Genomic DNA, 17,388 nt, shown 5'->3' on the forward strand with positions numbered 1-17,388 from the left:
TTATGCGTGCCTCCCGCCTGGTGTCGATCCTGCTGCTCCTGCAGACCCGGGGCCGGGTGACGGCGCGCGAGCTGGCCGAGCGGCTTGAGGTCTCGGTCCGCACGATCTACCGCGACGTCGAGTCGCTGCACGCCGCCGGCATCCCCCTGTACGGCGACGCCGGCCCGCGCGGCGGCTACCAGCTCCTCGACGGCTACCGCACCCGGCTCACCGGGCTGACCACGGACGAGGCCGAGTCGCTGTTCCTCGCCGGGCTGCCCGGTCCGGCGGCGGAGCTGGGCCTCGGCGCGGTGGTGACGGCGGCGCAGCTCAAGCTCATGGCCGCGCTGCCGGTCGAGCTGCGCGACCGGGCCGGGCGGATCCAGGAGCGCTTCCACCTCGACGCGCCCACGTGGTACCGGGACCGGGAGCCGGCGGCCTTCCTGCCGGCCGTGGCCGACGCCGTGTGGAACGAGCGGCGGGTCCAGGTCGTCTACCGGCGGTGGAAGGAGCCGCAGGAGGTGGAACGGCTGCTGGACCCGTACGGGCTGGTGGTCAAGGCGGGTCGCTGGTATCTGGTGGCCGGGGCGGACGGCGACGTGCGGACCTACCGCGTCTCGCAGATCCTCGGCCTGCGCACGCTGGAGGAGGGCTTCGCCCGGCCCGAGGGGTTCGACCTGGCGGCGTACTGGGCGGCGTACCTGGAGGCGTTCGAGGTCCGGCTGCGGCGGGGCGAGGCGGTGGTGCGGCTGTCGCCGCGCGGGCTGGAGCGGCTGCCCGACCTGATGACGCCGGGCATGGTGGAGGCGGCGCGGCGCACGGCCGGTCCGCCGGACGCGGAGGGGTGGACGCGGGTCACGGTGCCGATCGAGTCGGTCGAGCACGCGCTGGCCGAGTTCCTGCGTCTGGGGGTGGACGCGGAGGTGCTGGCCCCGGCCGAGCTGCGGGACCGGCTCGCCGCGACCGTCACGGCTCTCGCCGCGCGCTACACGACCGGCGAAACTTTCACACCGGAGCCTGCCTAGCGTCCGCGGGTTCGCAGCTCAAGAGTGGGCAGTCATCCCCTGTCGACCTGGCCTATTGCGGAGCTGAAACTTTCGCAACACACTCGCAATGTTTCTGGCCATCGAGAGGAGCCCGGATGAAACTGACAGCTCGGTTAGCCAGCGCCGCGGTCGCCGCGATGGCGCTCGTCGTCGCGACGCTGATCTTGGCGCCCCCGGCCGCCTCGGCCCAGCTCACCGAGGTGACCGGCTTCGGTACGAACCCTACCAATCTTCGCATGCATCTCTACGTGCCGGACGGCATCGGCTCCCGCCCGGCGCTGCTCGTGGCCGTCCACTACTGCACCGGCTCCGGCCCGGCCTTCTACTCGGGCACCGAGTTCGCCTCGCTGGCCGACCAGTACAAGTTCATCGTCATCTACCCGTCGGCGACGCGCAGTGGATCCTGCTTCGACGTCTCCTCGCCGCAGGCGCTGCGGCACGACGGCGGCAGCGACCCGGTCGGCATCGTCTCCATGGTCCGGTACGTGCAGCAGCGCTACAACGCCGACCCCGCGCGCACGTACGCCACCGGCGCCTCCTCCGGCGGCATGATGACGAACGTGCTGCTGGGCGCCTACCCCGACGTGTTCAAGGCGGGGGCGGCGTTCATGGGCGTGCCGTTCGGCTGCTTCGCCACCACCGACGGGTCGAGCTGGAACAGCACCTGCGCCAACGGCCAGCTCATCAAGTCCCCGCAGGAGTGGGGCGACCTGGTGCGCGCCGCCTACCCCGGCTACAGCGGCCCGCGCCCGCGCATGCAGGTGTGGCACGGCACCGAGGACAGCACCCTGCGCTACCCGAACTTCGGCGAGGAGATCAAGCAGTGGACGAACGTCCACGGCCTGAGCCAGACCCCGTCCATGACCGACCAGCCCCGCTCCGGCTGGACCAGGACCCGCTACGGCGGCACCGGCACCACCGTCGCGGTCGAGGGCATCAGCCTCCAGGGCGTCGGGCACAGCCTGCCGCAGGGCGGGATGGCCGCCATGGCGCTGGCCTTCCTCGGCCTGGACGTCCCCGGCCCGTCCCAGACGCCGACCTCGACCCCGACGGTCACCCCGACGGTCACCCCGACCGTCACCCCGGGCGCCTGCAAGGTCACCTACGCCATGAACACCTGGAACACCGGCTTCACCACCGCCGTGACGATCACCAACACCGGGACGGCCCAGCTCTCGTCCTGGTCGCTGGGCTTCACGCTGCCCGCCGGGCAGACCGTCACGGGCGCGTGGAACGCCACCGTCTCCCCCGCCTCCGGCACGGTGACGGCCAGGAACGTCAGCTACAACGGCACCCTGGCGCCCGGCGCGTCCGCCCAGTTCGGCTTCCAGGCCACCCACACCGGCAACACCGCGGCCCCCTCCGCCTTCACCCTGAACGGCGCCGCCTGCACCACCTGACCCCCGGCACGAGAAACGGCGGCGTCCCCGTGGGACGCCGCCGTTCGTGGTGGCGGTGGAGCTATGGGGATTCGAACCCCAGACCTCCTCCATGCCATGGAGGCGCGCTACCAACTGCGCTATAGCCCCTGGTCACCGCCACGGGCGCTTGCCCGTTGCGGCGCTCCGAGAGCATATAGCCATCCGCCCCGATTCGCCTAATCGCCCGTCAGGTCACGGCCAGGTGGCCGCCGCGGTGCCGCGGGGTCTCCGCCTCGTCCAGCAGGACGATGGCGAAGTCCGCGTACGAGACGCGCAGCGCCATGTCCCCGTGTTCGCGGATCTCGTACCGGCCGCTCCGCTCCCCTTCGTGGTCGAAGTCGCCGGCCGGGCTGACGTACACCCAGTCCAGCCCGCCGCCTTCGGCGCGCAGCACCTCGAGACCGGCGGCGTGCGCCAGGCAGAAGGGCCGGAACTCGGCCGGGAAACCGGGCGCGTCCAGCAGCCGGACCCCGTCGGGCCCGGGCAGCAGCGTGGCGATCCCGACCGCGACGAGCCTGTCCACCCCGGCCTGCCGCAGGCCCTTGACGAGGGCGTGCGCGGCGTCGCCGAAGAAGGTGTCCGAGCCGACCACCGCCGCCGTGTTGATGGCCGCGTCGTGCCCGGCGGCGAGGGCGGCGACGTCGGCCGCGTCGGTGACGTCCCCCGCCGCGACCCGTACGCCGTCGCCCGCCAGGCCGTCGTGCCGGGACGGGTCCCGCACCACCGCCGTCACCTGGTGCCCGCGCCGGCGCGCTTCGGCGACGGCCTGCCGTCCGGCCCGGCCGCCGGCCCCGAAAACCACGTATCTGCCCATCGTCGGAATACCTCCCGTTGCGTCGATGCTCCGGAAAGGTATCCGCGAGAGCGGTTACCTTTCGGATACCGAGGCCCGCGGGGAGAGACATCATGACGCACCGGCAGCCGCTGCCCGCCGATCTGTTCGACGAGCTGTGTCCGTCCGCGCTGCTGCCGTTCCGTTTCGGCGACAAGTGGGCGGCGTTGATCATCCGCTGTCTGGAGGACGGCCCGCGCCGGTTCTCGGAGCTGCGCGTGCCGCTGCACCGCGTCACCCCGAAGGTGCTCACGCAGTCGCTACGCGGGCTGGAGCGCAGCGGCCTCGTCTCGCGGACCGTGCACGACGACCCGAAGCCCAGGGTCGAGTACGCGCTGACGCCGCTCGGCCGCAGCATGCTGGAGCCGCTGGAGGCGGCATGCGCGTGGGCGGCCGAGCACTGGGACGAGCTTCTCGACGCGCAGGAGCGGCACACCGCCTCCTGAGCGAGCGAGCCGCACGGCCCCCGAGCCGCACGGCCGCCCGACCGTTCTCAGACCTCGGCGTCCGGTTTGTCGTCGCTGCTGATGGGCTCGGGCAGGGTGCCGGCGTTGTGCTCCAGCAGGCGCCAGCCCTTGCGCCCCTCCTGCAGCACCGACCACGAGCAGTTGCCGAGCCCGCCGATCGCCGGCCACAGCTCCTCGGGCAGCCCGAGCAGCTCGCAGATGCCGAGCCGCAGCGCCGCGCCGTGCGAGGCCACGACCAGCAGGCCGTCGTCGTCCAGCTTGGCCACCCAGCGGCGCATGGCCGACGCCACCCGGTCGGCGACGTCCTGGACCGCCTCGCCGTCGGGAGCCTCCCAGTCGGCGTACTCCTTGGGCCAGCGCGCGGCGATCTCCTCCCGCGTCAGCCCCTCCCACTGGCCGCCTCCGCGCTCGCGGAAGTCCTTGTCGACGTGCACGTCGAGCCGGACCAGGCGGCCCAGCGCGAGCGCGGTGTCGTTGGCCCGCTGCAGGTCGGAGGAGACGATGAGGGTGGGCCGGAGCGAGGCCAGGAGCGAGCCGGCCCTGGCGGCCTGCGCGATGCCGGTCTCGTCGAGCGGGATGTCGGAGTGGCCCTGGAACCGTTGCTCGACGTTCCACAACGTCTGCCCGTGGCGCAGACACACGATGCGCTTGCTCATGCGGCGTCCCCGCCGGAACGTCCGGCCCCTCCGCTCACGCGCGCGCCCGCTGCAGGTTGGCCTGCATGACGCTCTCCGGCAGCGCGATGGCCGGGCAGTCCTTCCACAGGCGCTCCAGGGCGTAGAACGTACGGTCCTCCTCGTGCTGGACGTGCACGACGATGTCGATGTAGTCGAGCAGCACCCAGCGGCCCTCGCGCTCGCCCTCGCGGCGCACGGGCTTGGCGTCGGCCTCGGTGCGCAGCCGGTCCTCGATCTCGTCGACGATGGCGCGGACCTGACGGTCGTTGGTGGCGGAGCAGAGCAGGAACGCGTCGGTGATGACGAGCTGCTCGCTCACGTCGTAGGCGAGGATGTCATCGGCCAGCTTGTCGGCCGCGGCCTCCGCGGCGATGCGCACGAGCTGGACGGCTCTGTCAGATGCGGTCACGATGCGGGTCTGTCCTCCTGTGTCGGCAGCATGCCCATATGTTGAGGGTACCCGTCCGGGCCGAAACCCCTCACGTACGGCACGGATACCCTCACCCGTGGGCGTGATACAGCCCCCGTTTGTTGATGTACTGCACGATCCCGTCGGGAACCAGATACCAGATCGGTTCCCCCTTGGCCACCCGCTGCCGGCACTCCGACGACGAGATGGCCAGGGCGGGGATCTCCAGCAGCGTCACCCGCCCCTCGGGCAGGCCGGGATCGTGCAGGGTGTGGCCCGGCCTGGTGCAGCCGACGAAGTGCGCCAGCTCGAACAGCTCGTCGGCCTGCTGCCAGTCGAGGATCGCGCCGAGCGCGTCGGCGCCGGTGATGAAGAACAGCTCGACGTCCGGGCCGTAAATGTTGGCGATGTCGCGCAGAGTGTCGATCGTGAACGTCGGCCCGGGGCGGTCCACGTCCACCCGGCTCACGGAGAAGCGGGGGTTCGAGGCGGTGGCGATGACCGTCATGAGGTAGCGGTCCTCGGCGGCGGACACCTCGCGCTCGGACTTCTGGTACGGCCGTCCCGTGGGGACGAAGACGACCTCGTCCAGCCGGAAATGGTGGGCGACCTCGCTGGCGGCGACGAGGTGGCCGTGGTGGATGGGATCGAACGTCCCGCCCATCACTCCCACTCTCCGCATCCCCTGCATACCGGGCGCATTCTTCATGAAACGGACCTTACGCGGACGCAGTACCACAACTCGATGGCACCCCCCTTCGTGATGTCCGCGCACCACCTCCCTTGCGGACGTAGCATGCCGGGCATGACGACCACCCCGGACCGCAATCGCGTCCAACTGCCCGGCATCTCGTCCCGAGCCTACGAACACCCCGCAGACCGGTCCGCGCTGGTCGCTCTGCGTAAGTTGAGTGGGTTTGACACGGTTCTCAAGCAGATGTCCGGTCTCATCAGCGAGCGCCGCCTCCGCCTGATGTACCTCGCCTCGGCCGTCCGCGTCAGCGAGACGCAGTTCCGCTCGCTCTACGACATGGGCCGCGACGCCGCCTACACCCTCGACCTGCACCGGATCCCGGAGATCTACGTCCAGCAGGACCCGCAGGTGCAGGCCAAGGCCATCGGCTTCGACGACCCGTTCATCGTCGTGACCACCGGCCTGCTCAACCTCATGAACGAGGAGGAGCAGCGCTTCGTCATCGGCCACGAGACCGCCCACATCCTCTCGGGGCACGCGGTCTACCGCACGATGCTCGACATCCTCACCCGCCTCGCCACCCGCGTCGCCTGGATCCCGCTCGGCTACATCGGCCTGCGGGCCATCGTCGCGGGCCTGGAGGAGTGGTACCGCAAGTCGGAGCTGTCCTCCGACCGCGGCGGCCTGCTCGTCGGCCAGGACCCCGACGCGGGCAAGCGGGCCCTGATGAAGCTCGCCGGCGGCGCCTACACCCACGAGATGAACATCGAGGCGTTCCTGGAGCAGTACAACGAGTACGACACCGCGGGCGACCTTCGCGACGGCTTCCTCAAGGTGCTCAACCTGCTCGGCACCACCCACCCGTTCGCCGTGGTGCGCGTGGCCGAGCTGGACAAGTGGCAGCGCAGCGGCGACTACGACCGCATCCTCGGCGGCGACTACCCGCGCCGCGAGGACGACGCCGGCGCACGGGTGACCGACGAGGTCAAGGCGGCGGCCGAGTCCTACCGCGCGTCCTGGCAGCAGTCGCAGGACCCGTTCATCGGCGTGCTGCGCGACGTCGCCGAGGGCGCGGTCAACGCGGGCGAGCGCATCTTCAACCGCTTCTCCCGCCGCGACGGCGGCCAGGGCTGACCGGCGCCATCGCCACGCGCGGCCGGTCAGCGTGAGCGGCCGCGCCTAGAGGAGGAGGGCGATGGCGCGCACGGCGGCGGCGCACAGGGCGACGAACCCGCCCAGCACCGCCAGCGCCCGCAGCCCTTCCCTGCGCAGGTCAGGCAACCGGCCGCCGATCCGCTCGATCTCGCGACCGGTGATGCCGCCGCAGAGCATCCCGAACACCACGGCCGCCACCGTCACGGGCGCGGGCTGCTGCCACCAGTCGGTGTCGATCTGACCGCCGCCGGTCACCCACAGCGCCCCGCCCGACGCCACCGCGACGGGCAGGCCGGGCCACACCAGCGCGGTCGCCGACGCGCCGGTCAGCGCCAGCGGGAACAGCAGCACCCGCAGCGTCACCCGGACCCGCCGGGAGCCCCGGTTCCTGATCATCCAGTGGTTCATCCAGAGCGTCCTGGTCAGCACCACGAACACGGCGGTGATCGCGATCGAGGCGATCGGCCAGATCACCGACGTCACCACGCACGGAACCGCCAGCACCGCGAGCAGCAGCAGCGCGCCGTTGCCCGCGGGAAGCGTGGTGGGCGCGTCGGTCTTCCGCCTGACCTGCGGCCGGGCCGCCGCCGCGCGGGTCCGTACGGCGGCGGCCGCCCGGGCGCGCGGCGTGGTCAGCTTCGGCCGCGGCCCGGTGTTCTTGCCGTCGCCGCCGCTGCCCCGGACGCGCGGCGCGGGCACCTTCCCGTCCATCCTGCTCCGCGCCACCGCCCCGTCAGCCGGCGTACGCCCCCGAGCGGCTCCCCCGTCACCGGTCGTACGCCCCCGAGCAGCGGCCCCATCCACCGGCGTCCGCCCACGCGCAGCAGCTCCGTCCGCCGGCGTCCGCCCACGAGCGGCGGCCCCATCCGCCGGTGTGCGGCCACGGGCGGCGGCCCCGTCAGCGGGAGTGCGGCCACGCGCAGCGGCCCCCTCAGCAGACGTGCGGCCCCGAGCAGCGGTCCCATCAGCAGCCGTCCGCCCACGAGCGGCAGCCCCGTCGGCAGGCGTACGCCCGCGCGCGGCGCCCCCATCAGCGGGCGTGCGCCCCCGGACAGCAGCCCCGTCCGCCGGCGTCCGCCCACGGGCCTGCTGCGGGGTCTTCCCGTCCGTGGCGGCCCGAGCCCGGTCGCCTCCGGTACGGCGAGGCGGCGGCACCTTCCCGTCCGCGCCCGTCGGATTGGGCCGCCCGCGCGCCGCCTTGGCCTCGCCCCGCGCGCTCTCGTCCGCGCCCCGCCCCCGCGACGGCGGCGCCTCCTCGGCGACTTCACCGCCCGCGTCGGTCTCGGTCGCGCTGGTGACCCTGGCCAGCCGCGACAGCCGGTCGGCCAGCAGCGCCGCCGTGGGCCGCTTGCCGGGCTCCCGGTTGAGCGCCGCGCGTACCAGCGGCAGCAGCTCGACCGGCACGCCCTTGAGGTCGGCCTGCCCGTTGAGCACGGCGTACATCTGCGCCTCGGCCGTCCCCCGCCCGAACGTGGGCCGCCCGGTCGCCGCGAACGCCACCGTCGCCGCCCAGGCGTGCACGTCGGCCGGCGAGTCGACCTGCTCGTCGGCGAAGATCTCCGGCGCGGTGTAGCCAGGCGTGCCGAGGAACGTGCCGGTCATGGTCAACCGGGTCGCGTCCAGGACCTGGGCGATGCCGAAGTCGATGAGCACCGGCCCCCGCGCGGACATGATGATGTTGCCCGGCTTCAGGTCGCGGTGCACGACCCCGGCCGCGTGGATGATCGCCAGCGCCGCCGCGATGCCCTGCGCCATCTCGACCAGCTCGGCGACGTCGAGCGGCCCGTCCTGACGGACCTTCTCCAGCAGCGTGGCGCCCTCGATGTGCTCCATCACCAGGTAGGGACGCGCGCAGTTGAGGTCGGCGTCCAGCACCTTGGCGACGTACGGGCTCTCGACCCTGCGCAGCGCGCGGACCTCGCGCTCCAGCCTGACGCGCGAGGTCTCGTCCTCGGCCAGGTCGTGCAGGACCTTCAGCGCGATGCGCTCGCCCCGGCGGGTGGTCGCGAGGTAGACCTCGCCCATGCCGCCCCGGCCGAGCCGCTCGACCAAGGTGTACGGCCCGACCTTGCCGAGCTTGCTCACCGTCCCTCCCCGCCCGGCGCGCCCATAAGGGACACAACCCTAGCGTTGGGACGGGAGTCAACGCTTGCGGCGCGCCGGAGGTCGTCCAGGTTTATCGGCGTGAGTGGTCGGAGAGCATGCTGTCGAGCCGCGCAGTGGGCTCCTCCGACAGCCGCCTGCGGCCCGTGCGGCGCCAGCGTACGTGGCCGTGGCTCTCCAGCAAGAGCATCAGCCGGTCGGCGCCGAACAGCACCCCGGCGACGAAGAGAAGGGCGACGATGATCTCCATGTCCCCCAGTCAAGCCGCGGTGCGCGGCCACGGTCAGGCCGACACGCCGGTCAGCCGGCCACCACAGTGCCTTCTGAGGTGCGCAAATGCCCTTCGCCGGTGTAAACCCACTTCGTGGAGGTGAGCTCCGGCAGCCCCATCGGGCCGCGCGCGTGCAGCTTCTGCGTGGAGATGCCGATCTCCGCCCCGAACCCGAACTCACCTCCGTCGGTGAACCGGGTGGAGGCGTTGACCGCCACCGCCGCCGAGTCGACCAGCGCCACGAACCGCCGGGCCGCCCCCTGCGAGCGGGTCACGATGGCGTCGGTGTGGCCCGAGCCGTGGCGCCTGATGTGCGCCACCGCCTCCTCCAGCGAGCCGACGACGGCCGCGGCGATGTCGAGCGAGAGGTATTCGGCGGCGAAGTCGTCGTCGGTGGCGGGCACGACGCCCGCGCCGTAGGCGGCGATCCGCTCGTCGCCGTGCACGGTGACGCCCGCCTCGGCCAGCGCCTCCAGCGCCTTCGGCACGAACGCGTCGGCGATGTCCCGGTGGACGAGGAACGTCTCGGCCGCGTTGCACACCGAGGGCCGCTGCGCCTTGGCGTTGACCAGGATCTTCACCGCGAGGTCGACGTCGGCCTCGGCGTCGACGTAGACGTGGCAGTTGCCGACGCCGGTCTCGATGACCGGCACGGTGGACTCCTCGACCACGGAGTTGATCAGCGACGCGCCGCCGCGCGGGATCAGCACGTCGACCAGGCCGCGGGCGCGCATGAGCTCCTTGACCGAGTCGCGGGTGCGGCCCGGCACGAGCTGGATCGCGCCGACCGGCGCCTCGGTGCCCTCCAGCGCGCCCTGCATGACCGCGACCAGCGCGGTGTTGGAGGAGTAGGCGCTGGAGGAGCCGCGCAGCAGCACGGCGTTGCCGCTCTTGAGGCAGAGCGCGGCGGCGTCGACGGTGACGTTGGGACGGCCTTCGTAGATGATGCCGATGACGCCCAGCGGGACCCGGAGCTGGCGCAGCTCCAGGCCGTTCGGCAGCGTGGAGCCGCGGACCACCTCGCCGACCGGGTCGGGCAGGTCGGCGACCTCGCGCACGGCGTCGGCGATCTTGGCGATGCGGCCCTCGTCCAGCCGCAGCCGGTCGACCATGGCCTCGGACGTGCCCTCGGCCCTGGCCCGCTCGACGTCCTCGGCGTTGGCCGCGACGATCTCGGCGGCGTGGGCGACCAGGGCGTCGGCGATCGCGCGCAACGCCCGGTCCTTGGGCGCCCGCGGCAGCGGGGCCAGCTCGGCGGCGGCCTCTCGTGCCGCGCGGGCGACCTTCAGGAACTCCTCGGACATCGCGTGCTCCTCGTTGTGCTGCTAGGCGTGGGTCTCCAGTATGACGATGTCGTCGCGGTGGATCAGCTCGCGTTCGTATTCCGGACCGAGCGCGCTGGCCAGCTCGCGCGTGGAACGGCCGAGCAGGCCGGGGATCTCTGCCGCGTCGAAGTTGACCAGCCCGCGCGCCACCACGTCGCCCTCAGGCCCGCACAGGTCGACCGGGTCGCCCGCCGCGAACTCGCCCTCCACGGAGGTGACCCCGGCCGGCAGCAGCGACTTGCGCCGCCTGACGATCGCCTCCACCGCCCCCGGGTCGAGGCTGAGCCGGCCGCGGCCGGTGGTGGCGTGCGCGAGCCACAGCAGGCGCGTGCCGGGATGACGGCCGCCGGGGTGGAAGTAGGTGCCGACGTCGGCTCCGCTCAGCGCCTGGGCCGCGTGAGCGGCCGCCGTGAGCACCACCGGGACGCCGGCCCCGGTCGCGATCCTCGCGGCCTGCACCTTGGTCACCATGCCGCCGGTGCCGACGGCCGCGCCGCTCCTGCCCAGCTCGACGCCCGCCAGGTCCTCGGGGCCGCGGATCTCGGCCAGGCGGCGGGCGCCGCCACGGCTCGGCGGGCCGTCGTAGAGCGCGTCCACGTCCGACAGCAGGACCAGCGCGTCGGCGCGGATCAGGTGCGACACCAGGGCGGCCAGCCGGTCGTTGTCGCCGAAGCGGATCTCGTCGGTGGCCACCGTGTCGTTCTCGTTGACGATCGGGACGATGCCCAGCTCCAGCAGCCGGTCGAGGGTGCGCTGGGCGTTGACGTGGTTGGCCCGGCGCATCATGTCGTCGGCGGTGAGCAGCACCTGGCCGACGCGCAGCCCGTAGCGGGCGAAGGAGGAGGTGTAGCGGGCCACCAGCACGCCCTGGCCGACGGAGGCGGCGGCCTGCTGGGTCGCGAGGTCACGTGGTCGCGCGCTCAGCCCGAGCGGGCCGAGGCCCGCCGCGATCGCCCCGGAGGAGACCAGGACGAGCTGCGTCCCGGTCCGGCGCCGCGCCGCCAGCACGTCCACCAGGGCGTCGACGCGATCGACGTCGATCGTGCCCTGGGGGGTGGTGAGCGAGGAGGAGCCGACCTTGACCACGACCTTCGACGCCGCGCTGATCTGTTCCCGCACACTTTGCAGCCTATCCAAGCTCCAGGTCATGCCATGACCACCCGACCCCATCCCCTCACCTCCCAGCCTTCACAACCCCAGTCCTTCCCCGGTCCCAGCCACGGGTGGCCGCCCCGTACCCGCCCGTGGCCCCGTGGCCGCCCTGTGGACGCCTCGCGGCGCTTCCGCTTCAGCCCAGGCGGTTGTCGGTGCCGCGCGGCCCCTGCCGCGCGGACTCCGCGCCCAGCGTGGGCTGCCAGTCGAAGACGTAGCCGCCCTCCATAGGCCCGATGACCACCTCGGCCCCCGCCGTGGCGCCGGCCTTGGCCAGCTCCTCCTCGACCCCCAGCCGCTCCAGCCGGTCGGCGAGGTAGCCCACGGCCTCGTCGTTGGTGAAGTCGGTCTGCCGGATCCACCGCTCCGGCTTCTCGCCGGTGACCTGGAACAGGTTCTCGTTGACCCGCCGGACCTTGAACCCGGCGTCCCCGAGCTGCTTGGGACGGATGACCAGCCGGGTCGGCTCCTCCACCGGCTTGTTCGCCCGCGCCGCCGCGACCCACTCCCCCATCGCGTACGTCAGCTCGCGCAACCCGTCATGCGTGGCCGCCGACACCGTGAACACCCGCAGCCCGCGCTCCTCGAACTCCGGCGTCACCAGCTCGGCCAGCTCCCGCGCGTCCGGCACGTCCGCCTTGTTGAGCACGACGATGCGCGGCCGGCCCTCCAGCTTCCCGTACGCGGCCAGCTCGGCCTCGATCACCTCGTAGTCGCTGACCGGGTCGCGTCCCGGCTCCATCGTGGCGCAGTCGATGACGTGCGCGAGCATGTCGCACCGCTCGACGTGCCGCAGGAACTCGTGCCCGAGCCCCTTCCCCTGGGAGGCTCCCGGGATCAGCCCCGGCACGTCGGCCACGGTGAACACGGTGTCGCCCGCGGTCACCACGCCCAGGTTCGGGACGAGCGTCGTGAACGGATAGTCTGCGATCTTCGGCTTGGCCGCGCTCAGCGCCGCGATCAGCGACGACTTGCCCGCGCTGGGGAAGCCGACCAGCGCCACGTCCGCGACGCTCTTCAGCTCCAGCATCACGTCGAGCCCGTCGCCCGGCTCGCCGAGCAGCGCGAACCCCGGCGCCTTGCGCCTGGACGTGGCGAGGGCGGCGTTGCCGAGACCCCCGTGGCCGCCCTGCGCGATGACGTACCGGGTGCCGGCGCCGATCAGGTCCACCAGCACCTCGCCGGTGCGGGCGTCCTTGACCACCGTGCCGTTGGGCACCGGAAGGATCACGTCCTCGCCGTTGGCGCCGTCGCGGTTGGAGCCCTGCCCCTGCTTGCCGTTCTCGGCCTTGCGGTGGGGGCGGCGGTGGTAGTCGAGCAGGGTCGCGGTGTTGGGGTCGACCTCAAGGATGACGTCGCCGCCGCGCCCGCCGTTGCCCCCGTCCGGGCCGCCGAGGGGCTTGAACTTCTCCCGGTGGATGGAGGCGCACCCGTTCCCCCCGTCACCGGCCTTGACGTGCAGGACCACCTGGTCCACGAAGTCCGGCATGCAGCAGCACTCCTCCATCGCCCCCGCCGGGGGCTTTCTCAACTCGTCGTACGAGGCCCTGCCCGGGCCCAGGAAACGCGGAAGGGGTGGATCGCCCGCGCGATCCACCCCTTTGACGCGATGGTGCAACGACCCCCGAACGGGAGCGGAGAACTACTCCGCGACGGGGACGATGCTCACGGCCCGACGGCCGCGCTTGACGCCGAACTGCACGTGACCCGCGGTCAGCGCGAACAGCGTGTCGTCGCCACCACGGCCGACGTTGTCGCCGGGGTGGAAGTGGGTGCCACGCTGCCGGACGATGATCTCGCCCGCGTTGACCAGCTGGCCGCCGAAGCGCTTGACGCCCAGGCGCTGAGCGTTGGAGTCACGGCCGTTCCGGGTGGACGACGCGCCCTTCTTGTGTGCCATCTCTCAAACTCCCGATCAGGCCTGGTCGATACCGGTGATCTTCACCTGGGTGTACCGCTGGCGGTGACCCTGGCGCTTCTTGTAACCGGTCTTGTTCTTGTACTTGAGAATCCGGATCTTCGGGCCCTTGGTCTCGCCGAGGATCTCGGCGCTGACCATGAACTTGCCCACTTCGGTGGTCACGTCGCCATCGTCGACGACGAGCACCGTCGGCAGCGAAACCGAAGAGCCGACCTCGCCGGCGACCTTGTCCACCTCGAGGACGTCACCGACGGAGACCTTCTGCTGCCTGCCGCCGCAACGAACGATCGCGTACACCGCGGAACCCTTCTACTGACTCGCTGTTGCCACAGCCGCCCCCCGAGGGAACGACCGCCGAATGCTGCGCCTGTCATTCGGTCCTGTCTTGAACCGACGAACCGAGTAGGCGCGCCAACAGGGCGCGTCACCTGACGCACCGGTTCACCAGGGTACCGGATTAACGGCCCCCTAGGCGAACCGGACGGATCGTCGGATGTCCACCAAGGGCTAGTCGGCGGACTTGGCTCGGCGGGAGCGTCGCCGCCCTCTGCCGGAAGTCTGGCCCGCTTGGTCGTCCTCAGCCGGGACGTCATCAAGCGCACCGGTCACGGTATCACGGCCGGAGGTGTCCTTGGCCGCGGAAACCTTGTCCGAGACCGCCTTCTCGACGGCCATCTTGCCCTGCGTGCCCCGCGGCTCCGGCTTGCTCTCGACCGGCTCGGTCGAGACGATCAGCCCGCGCCCGTTGCAGCACTCGCACGGCGTCGAGAACGCCTCCAGCAGCCCCTGGCCGACCCGCTTACGCGTCATCTGCACCAGGCCCAGCGAGGTCACCTCGGCCACCTGGTGCTTCGTACGGTCGCGCGCCAGGCACTCCAGCAGCCGCCGCAGCACCAGGTCGCGGTTGGACTCCAGCACCATGTCGATGAAGTCGATCACGATGATGCCGCCGATGTCGCGCAGCCGGAGCTGGCGCACGATCTCCTCGGCCGCCTCCAGGTTGTTCCTGGTGACCGTCTCCTCCAGGTTGCCGCCCTGGCCGGTGAACTTGCCGGTGTTGACGTCCACGACCGTCATCGCCTCGGTACGGTCGATGACCAGCGAGCCGCCGCTCGGCAGCCACACCTTGCGCTCCATCGCCTTGCCGAGCTGCTCGTCGATGCGGTACGCCTCGAACACGTCGCCCTGCTCGTCCCACTTCGACAGCCGCTCGCCCAGGTGCGGCGCGACGTACTTGACGTAGTCGTCGACCGTGTCCCAGGCGTCGTCGCCCTGGACGACCAGGTTCGTGAAGTCCTCGTTGAAGACGTCACGGATGACGCGGATGGTCAGGTCGGGCTCGGCGGACAGCAGCTCCGGCGGGCTGGCCGACTTCGCCTTCTTCTGGATGCTCTCCCACTGGGCCGACAGCCGGGCCACGTCGCGGGCCAGCTCGTCCTCGGAGGCGCCCTCGGCCGCGGTGCGCACGATGACGCCCGCGTTCTCCGGCATGACCTTCTTCAGGATGCTCTTGAGCCGGGTGCGCTCCTTGTCGGGCAGCTTGCGGCTGATGCCGGTCATCGACCCGTCCGGCACGTACACGAGGTAACGTCCCGGCAGGCTGATCTGCGACGTGAGCCGCGCGCCCTTGTGCCCGATCGGGTCCTTGGTGACCTGCACCAGCACCGACTGGCCGGACTTCAGCGCCGACTCGATGCGCTTCGGCTGGCCCTCCATCCCGACGGTGTCGAAGTTGACCTCGCCGGCGTACAGGACCGCGTTGCGGCCCTTGCCGATGTCCACGAACGCCGCCTCCATCGACGGCAGCACGTTCTGGACCTTGCCGAGGTAGACGTTGCCCACGTACGACTGGCTCGCCTCGCGGTTGACGTAGTGCTCGACGAGCACGCCGTCCTCCAGCACCGCGATCTGCGTGCGGTCACCCTGGCGGCGCACCACCATCATGCGGTCGACCGACTCGCGCCGGGCCAGGAACTCCGACTCGGTGATGATCGGCGGACGCCTGCGGCCCAGCTCGCGGCCCTCGCGGCGGCGCTGCTTCTTGGCCTCCAGCCGGGTCGAGCCGCGCACGCTCTGCACGCCGTCCGTCGCGGTCTCCAGCGCACCGGTACGGCCGGAGCGCGGCGCGCGGATGCGCACCACCGTGTTGGGCGGGTCGTCGCTGGCCGGTTCGGCGCCCTCGTCACCGCCCCTGCGGCGACGGCGACGGCGGCGGCGCGAGGAGGAGCTCTCCTCATCCTGCGCGGCCGGCTCCTCGGCGGGCTCCTCCTCGGACTCCTCGTCCTGGTCCTCGCCGTCCTCGCCCTCACCGCGCTCGCGCGCCTTGCCGCGCCCGCGGCCGCCACGACGGCGCCGGCGACGGCGGCTGCCGCCCTCTTCCTCCTCGGGCTCCTCGACGGCGTCGGCGTCGGTCTCGTCCTCGACGCCCTCCTCGACGAAGTCCTCGGCCTCCTCCGGCTCGACCGGCTGGGGCGGCTCGGGACGCCGCGTCGCGACCGGCTTGGCCTGGGTCGGGTCCGGCGCCTGGAACAGCGGCGCGAAGATGGCCGCGGGCCGCTGGAACGCGGCGCCGGGCTCGTCATGGCGACGGGCCGACAACCCGAACGGGTCGGCCAGCAGGCTCGGCCGGGTCGGCTCCTCGTCGAGGTCCTCGCCGGCGGGCTCGTCGTCCAGCGGCTCGTCCTCGGGAAGGATCTCGATGATGTCCTCCCCCTCGTCCTCGACACCGCCCTGAACGCCCTCGGCACCCTCAGCACCAGCGCCCTGACCAGCACCGGCCACCGCACCCTGAGCAACGCCGGCACCCTGGCCCCGCCCGGCACCAGCCTCCTGGCCCCGAGCAGCGTCGGCTCCCTGGCCCTGTGCAACGCCGGGTCCCTGCCCCTGCGCTGCACCCTCCTGACCAGTCACAGCCCTCTGCGTGCCCGCACTCCCAGCCGCCTCACCGAGCGCGGCCGTCTCACCGAGCGCCGCGGTCTCACCGAGCGCCGCCTCCTCGCCGGACCCCGCCGCCTCCGCGGCGGTCCCGCGCCGGCTGCGCGTCGTCGTGGCGCGGGTGCGCGTCCTCCTGCTCCCCGTGTCACGGCCGCTCCCGGCCGCCTCGACACCCGTCTCGGCGACCTGCGCCACCGCCTCCGCGCCGGCCTGGGCCGCGTCAGCGGTCGGCGCGCCCTGCTCCCCTGCGGGCGCGACGGCCTCCGCCGCCACGTCCTCACCGGCCTTCTTACGAGTCCTGGTACGCCGCTTCGGCGCGGCCTCCTCAGCGGGAGCCGCGGCCACACCGCTCTCCACCGCACCGGCGGCAGCACCCTCGGCGCCGACAGCCGCACCGGCCGTCCCGGCGCCGCTCTCGGCACCGGCGTCCTCGGCATCCTTCTTCGTCGTACGCCGCCGCGTCGTCGTCGCGGTCGACCGCGTACGCGACGTCTTCTTGGGCTTCTCCTCGCCGCCTCCGGCCTCGCTCACCGCGTCGGCCACAGCCCCGGCCACAGCGGCCTCCACCGGACTGGCACCGGCACCGGCGGCGAGACCACCACCGGCCTCAGCCGAAGCTCCGGCGGCAGCACCAGCACCAGCCATGCCGCCACCGGCCTCAGCCGGAACACCAGCGACCGCCCCGGCCCCGGCCATGCCGCGAGCACCGCTCGCGGCACCGCTGCCGTTCTCCACGGCAACAGCGACCTCGGCGTCCGGCGACCCGGCGGCTCTGCGCACCACGGTGCCCCGCACCGGCGCGCCCTCCGACACCGACACCGACGGCGCGGCCTGCGCGGCGACGACGGTGACCGGCTTCTGCGCCGGCTCCTCGGGCAGCTCGGGCGGCGGTCCGGCGGGCCGGCTGGCGGCGCGGCGGCGCCGAGTCTCCGTTGTCTGTTCAGTTGTCTCCCCGTCGGGGCCAGTGGCCCCGGCGTTGGGCTCGTTCTCGAGCATGCGGGC

16 protein-coding genes and 1 tRNA gene are annotated in these 17,388 nt (G+C 72.5%); 4 read left to right on the forward strand and 13 right to left on the reverse strand.

Going from position 1 to position 17,388, the window contains the following annotated elements; all coding sequences use genetic code 11:
• The first annotated feature begins 2 nt into the window (after window positions 1–2).
• Entirely contained in the window at window positions 3–1,004 is a 1,002-nt protein-coding gene (locus tag Nocox_RS31955; protein WP_020546354.1) for a helix-turn-helix transcriptional regulator, read from the forward strand.
• A 116-nt stretch (window positions 1,005–1,120) separates the two neighbouring features.
• Window positions 1,121–2,425 (forward strand): extracellular catalytic domain type 1 short-chain-length polyhydroxyalkanoate depolymerase, encoded by a 1,305-nt coding sequence (locus Nocox_RS31960; RefSeq protein ID WP_026214993.1) that lies wholly within the window; start codon window positions 1,121–1,123, stop codon window positions 2,423–2,425.
• Between the two features lie 56 nt (window positions 2,426–2,481).
• Here the strand turns inward: Nocox_RS31960 and Nocox_RS31965 are convergent.
• Both Nocox_RS31965 and Nocox_RS31970 read right to left on the reverse strand, forming a co-directional pair.
• Window positions 2,482–2,554 (reverse strand) — tRNA-Ala (locus tag Nocox_RS31965).
• Window positions 2,555–2,633: 79 nt separating this feature from the next.
• Window positions 2,634–3,260: an NAD(P)-dependent oxidoreductase gene (locus tag Nocox_RS31970; protein WP_020546356.1), complete on the reverse strand. Its 627-nt coding sequence runs from the start codon at window positions 3,258–3,260 to the stop codon at window positions 2,634–2,636.
• Between the two features lie 92 nt (window positions 3,261–3,352).
• Between Nocox_RS31970 and Nocox_RS31975 the strand changes: the two genes are divergently transcribed.
• Window positions 3,353–3,724, forward strand: coding sequence for a winged helix-turn-helix transcriptional regulator (locus Nocox_RS31975; RefSeq protein WP_020546357.1), 372 nt, complete (start codon window positions 3,353–3,355; stop codon window positions 3,722–3,724).
• Between the two features lie 47 nt (window positions 3,725–3,771).
• Here Nocox_RS31975 and Nocox_RS31980 read toward each other — a convergent pair whose 3' ends face one another.
• The 3 genes from Nocox_RS31980 to nadD form a co-directional block, all read right to left on the reverse strand.
• A complete protein-coding gene (locus Nocox_RS31980) occupies window positions 3,772–4,401 on the reverse strand; it encodes a histidine phosphatase family protein (RefSeq protein WP_020546358.1) in 630 nt (209 codons plus the stop codon).
• Between the two features lie 34 nt (window positions 4,402–4,435).
• Window positions 4,436–4,831: a ribosome silencing factor gene (gene rsfS, locus Nocox_RS31985; RefSeq protein ID WP_026214994.1), complete on the reverse strand. Its 396-nt coding sequence runs from the start codon at window positions 4,829–4,831 to the stop codon at window positions 4,436–4,438.
• Between the two features lie 91 nt (window positions 4,832–4,922).
• Window positions 4,923–5,495, reverse strand: a complete 573-nt coding sequence (gene nadD, locus Nocox_RS31990; RefSeq protein WP_020546360.1) for a nicotinate-nucleotide adenylyltransferase — start codon at window positions 5,493–5,495, stop codon at window positions 4,923–4,925.
• A 141-nt stretch (window positions 5,496–5,636) separates the two neighbouring features.
• On the opposite strand from nadD, the gene Nocox_RS31995 reads away from it, so the two are divergent.
• Window positions 5,637–6,659, forward strand: coding sequence for a M48 family metallopeptidase (locus tag Nocox_RS31995; protein ID WP_026214995.1), 1,023 nt, complete (start codon window positions 5,637–5,639; stop codon window positions 6,657–6,659).
• A gap of 45 nt (window positions 6,660–6,704) precedes the next feature.
• On the opposite strand, the gene Nocox_RS32000 is transcribed toward Nocox_RS31995, so the two are convergent.
• The 8 genes from Nocox_RS32000 to Nocox_RS32035 all read right to left on the reverse strand — a co-directional run bounded on the left by Nocox_RS32000 (window position 6,705) and on the right by Nocox_RS32035 (window position 17,382).
• Window positions 6,705–8,765, reverse strand: a complete 2,061-nt coding sequence (locus tag Nocox_RS32000; protein WP_020546362.1) for a serine/threonine protein kinase — start codon at window positions 8,763–8,765, stop codon at window positions 6,705–6,707.
• Between the two features lie 91 nt (window positions 8,766–8,856).
• A complete protein-coding gene (locus Nocox_RS32005) occupies window positions 8,857–9,033 on the reverse strand; it encodes a hypothetical protein (protein WP_020546363.1) in 177 nt (58 codons plus the stop codon).
• Between the two features lie 50 nt (window positions 9,034–9,083).
• Complete coding sequence (locus tag Nocox_RS32010) at window positions 9,084–10,358, reverse strand: glutamate-5-semialdehyde dehydrogenase (protein WP_020546364.1); 1,275 nt, start codon at window positions 10,356–10,358, stop codon at window positions 9,084–9,086.
• 21 nt (window positions 10,359–10,379) lie between these two features.
• Entirely contained in the window at window positions 10,380–11,528 is a 1,149-nt protein-coding gene (gene proB / locus Nocox_RS32015; RefSeq protein WP_051112726.1) for a glutamate 5-kinase, read from the reverse strand.
• 139 nt (window positions 11,529–11,667) lie between these two features.
• Window positions 11,668–13,020: a GTPase ObgE gene (gene obgE, locus Nocox_RS32020; protein WP_020546366.1), complete on the reverse strand. Its 1,353-nt coding sequence runs from the start codon at window positions 13,018–13,020 to the stop codon at window positions 11,668–11,670.
• A 153-nt stretch (window positions 13,021–13,173) separates the two neighbouring features.
• A complete protein-coding gene (gene rpmA, locus Nocox_RS32025; protein ID WP_020546367.1) occupies window positions 13,174–13,431 on the reverse strand; it encodes a 50S ribosomal protein L27 in 258 nt (85 codons plus the stop codon).
• A 15-nt stretch (window positions 13,432–13,446) separates the two neighbouring features.
• Window positions 13,447–13,749: a 50S ribosomal protein L21 gene (rplU, locus tag Nocox_RS32030; RefSeq protein ID WP_020546368.1), complete on the reverse strand. Its 303-nt coding sequence runs from the start codon at window positions 13,747–13,749 to the stop codon at window positions 13,447–13,449.
• A gap of 210 nt (window positions 13,750–13,959) precedes the next feature.
• The gene (locus Nocox_RS32035) at window positions 13,960–17,382 is read right to left on the reverse strand and encodes an Rne/Rng family ribonuclease (protein ID WP_343224318.1); all 3,423 of its coding nucleotides are present in this window, start codon (window positions 17,380–17,382) and stop codon (window positions 13,960–13,962) included.
• Between the last annotated feature and the right edge of the window lie 6 nt (window positions 17,383–17,388).

The organism is Nonomuraea coxensis DSM 45129 (assembly GCF_019397265.1).
In the GTDB taxonomy this organism is placed as follows: domain Bacteria; phylum Actinomycetota; class Actinomycetes; order Streptosporangiales; family Streptosporangiaceae; genus Nonomuraea; species Nonomuraea coxensis.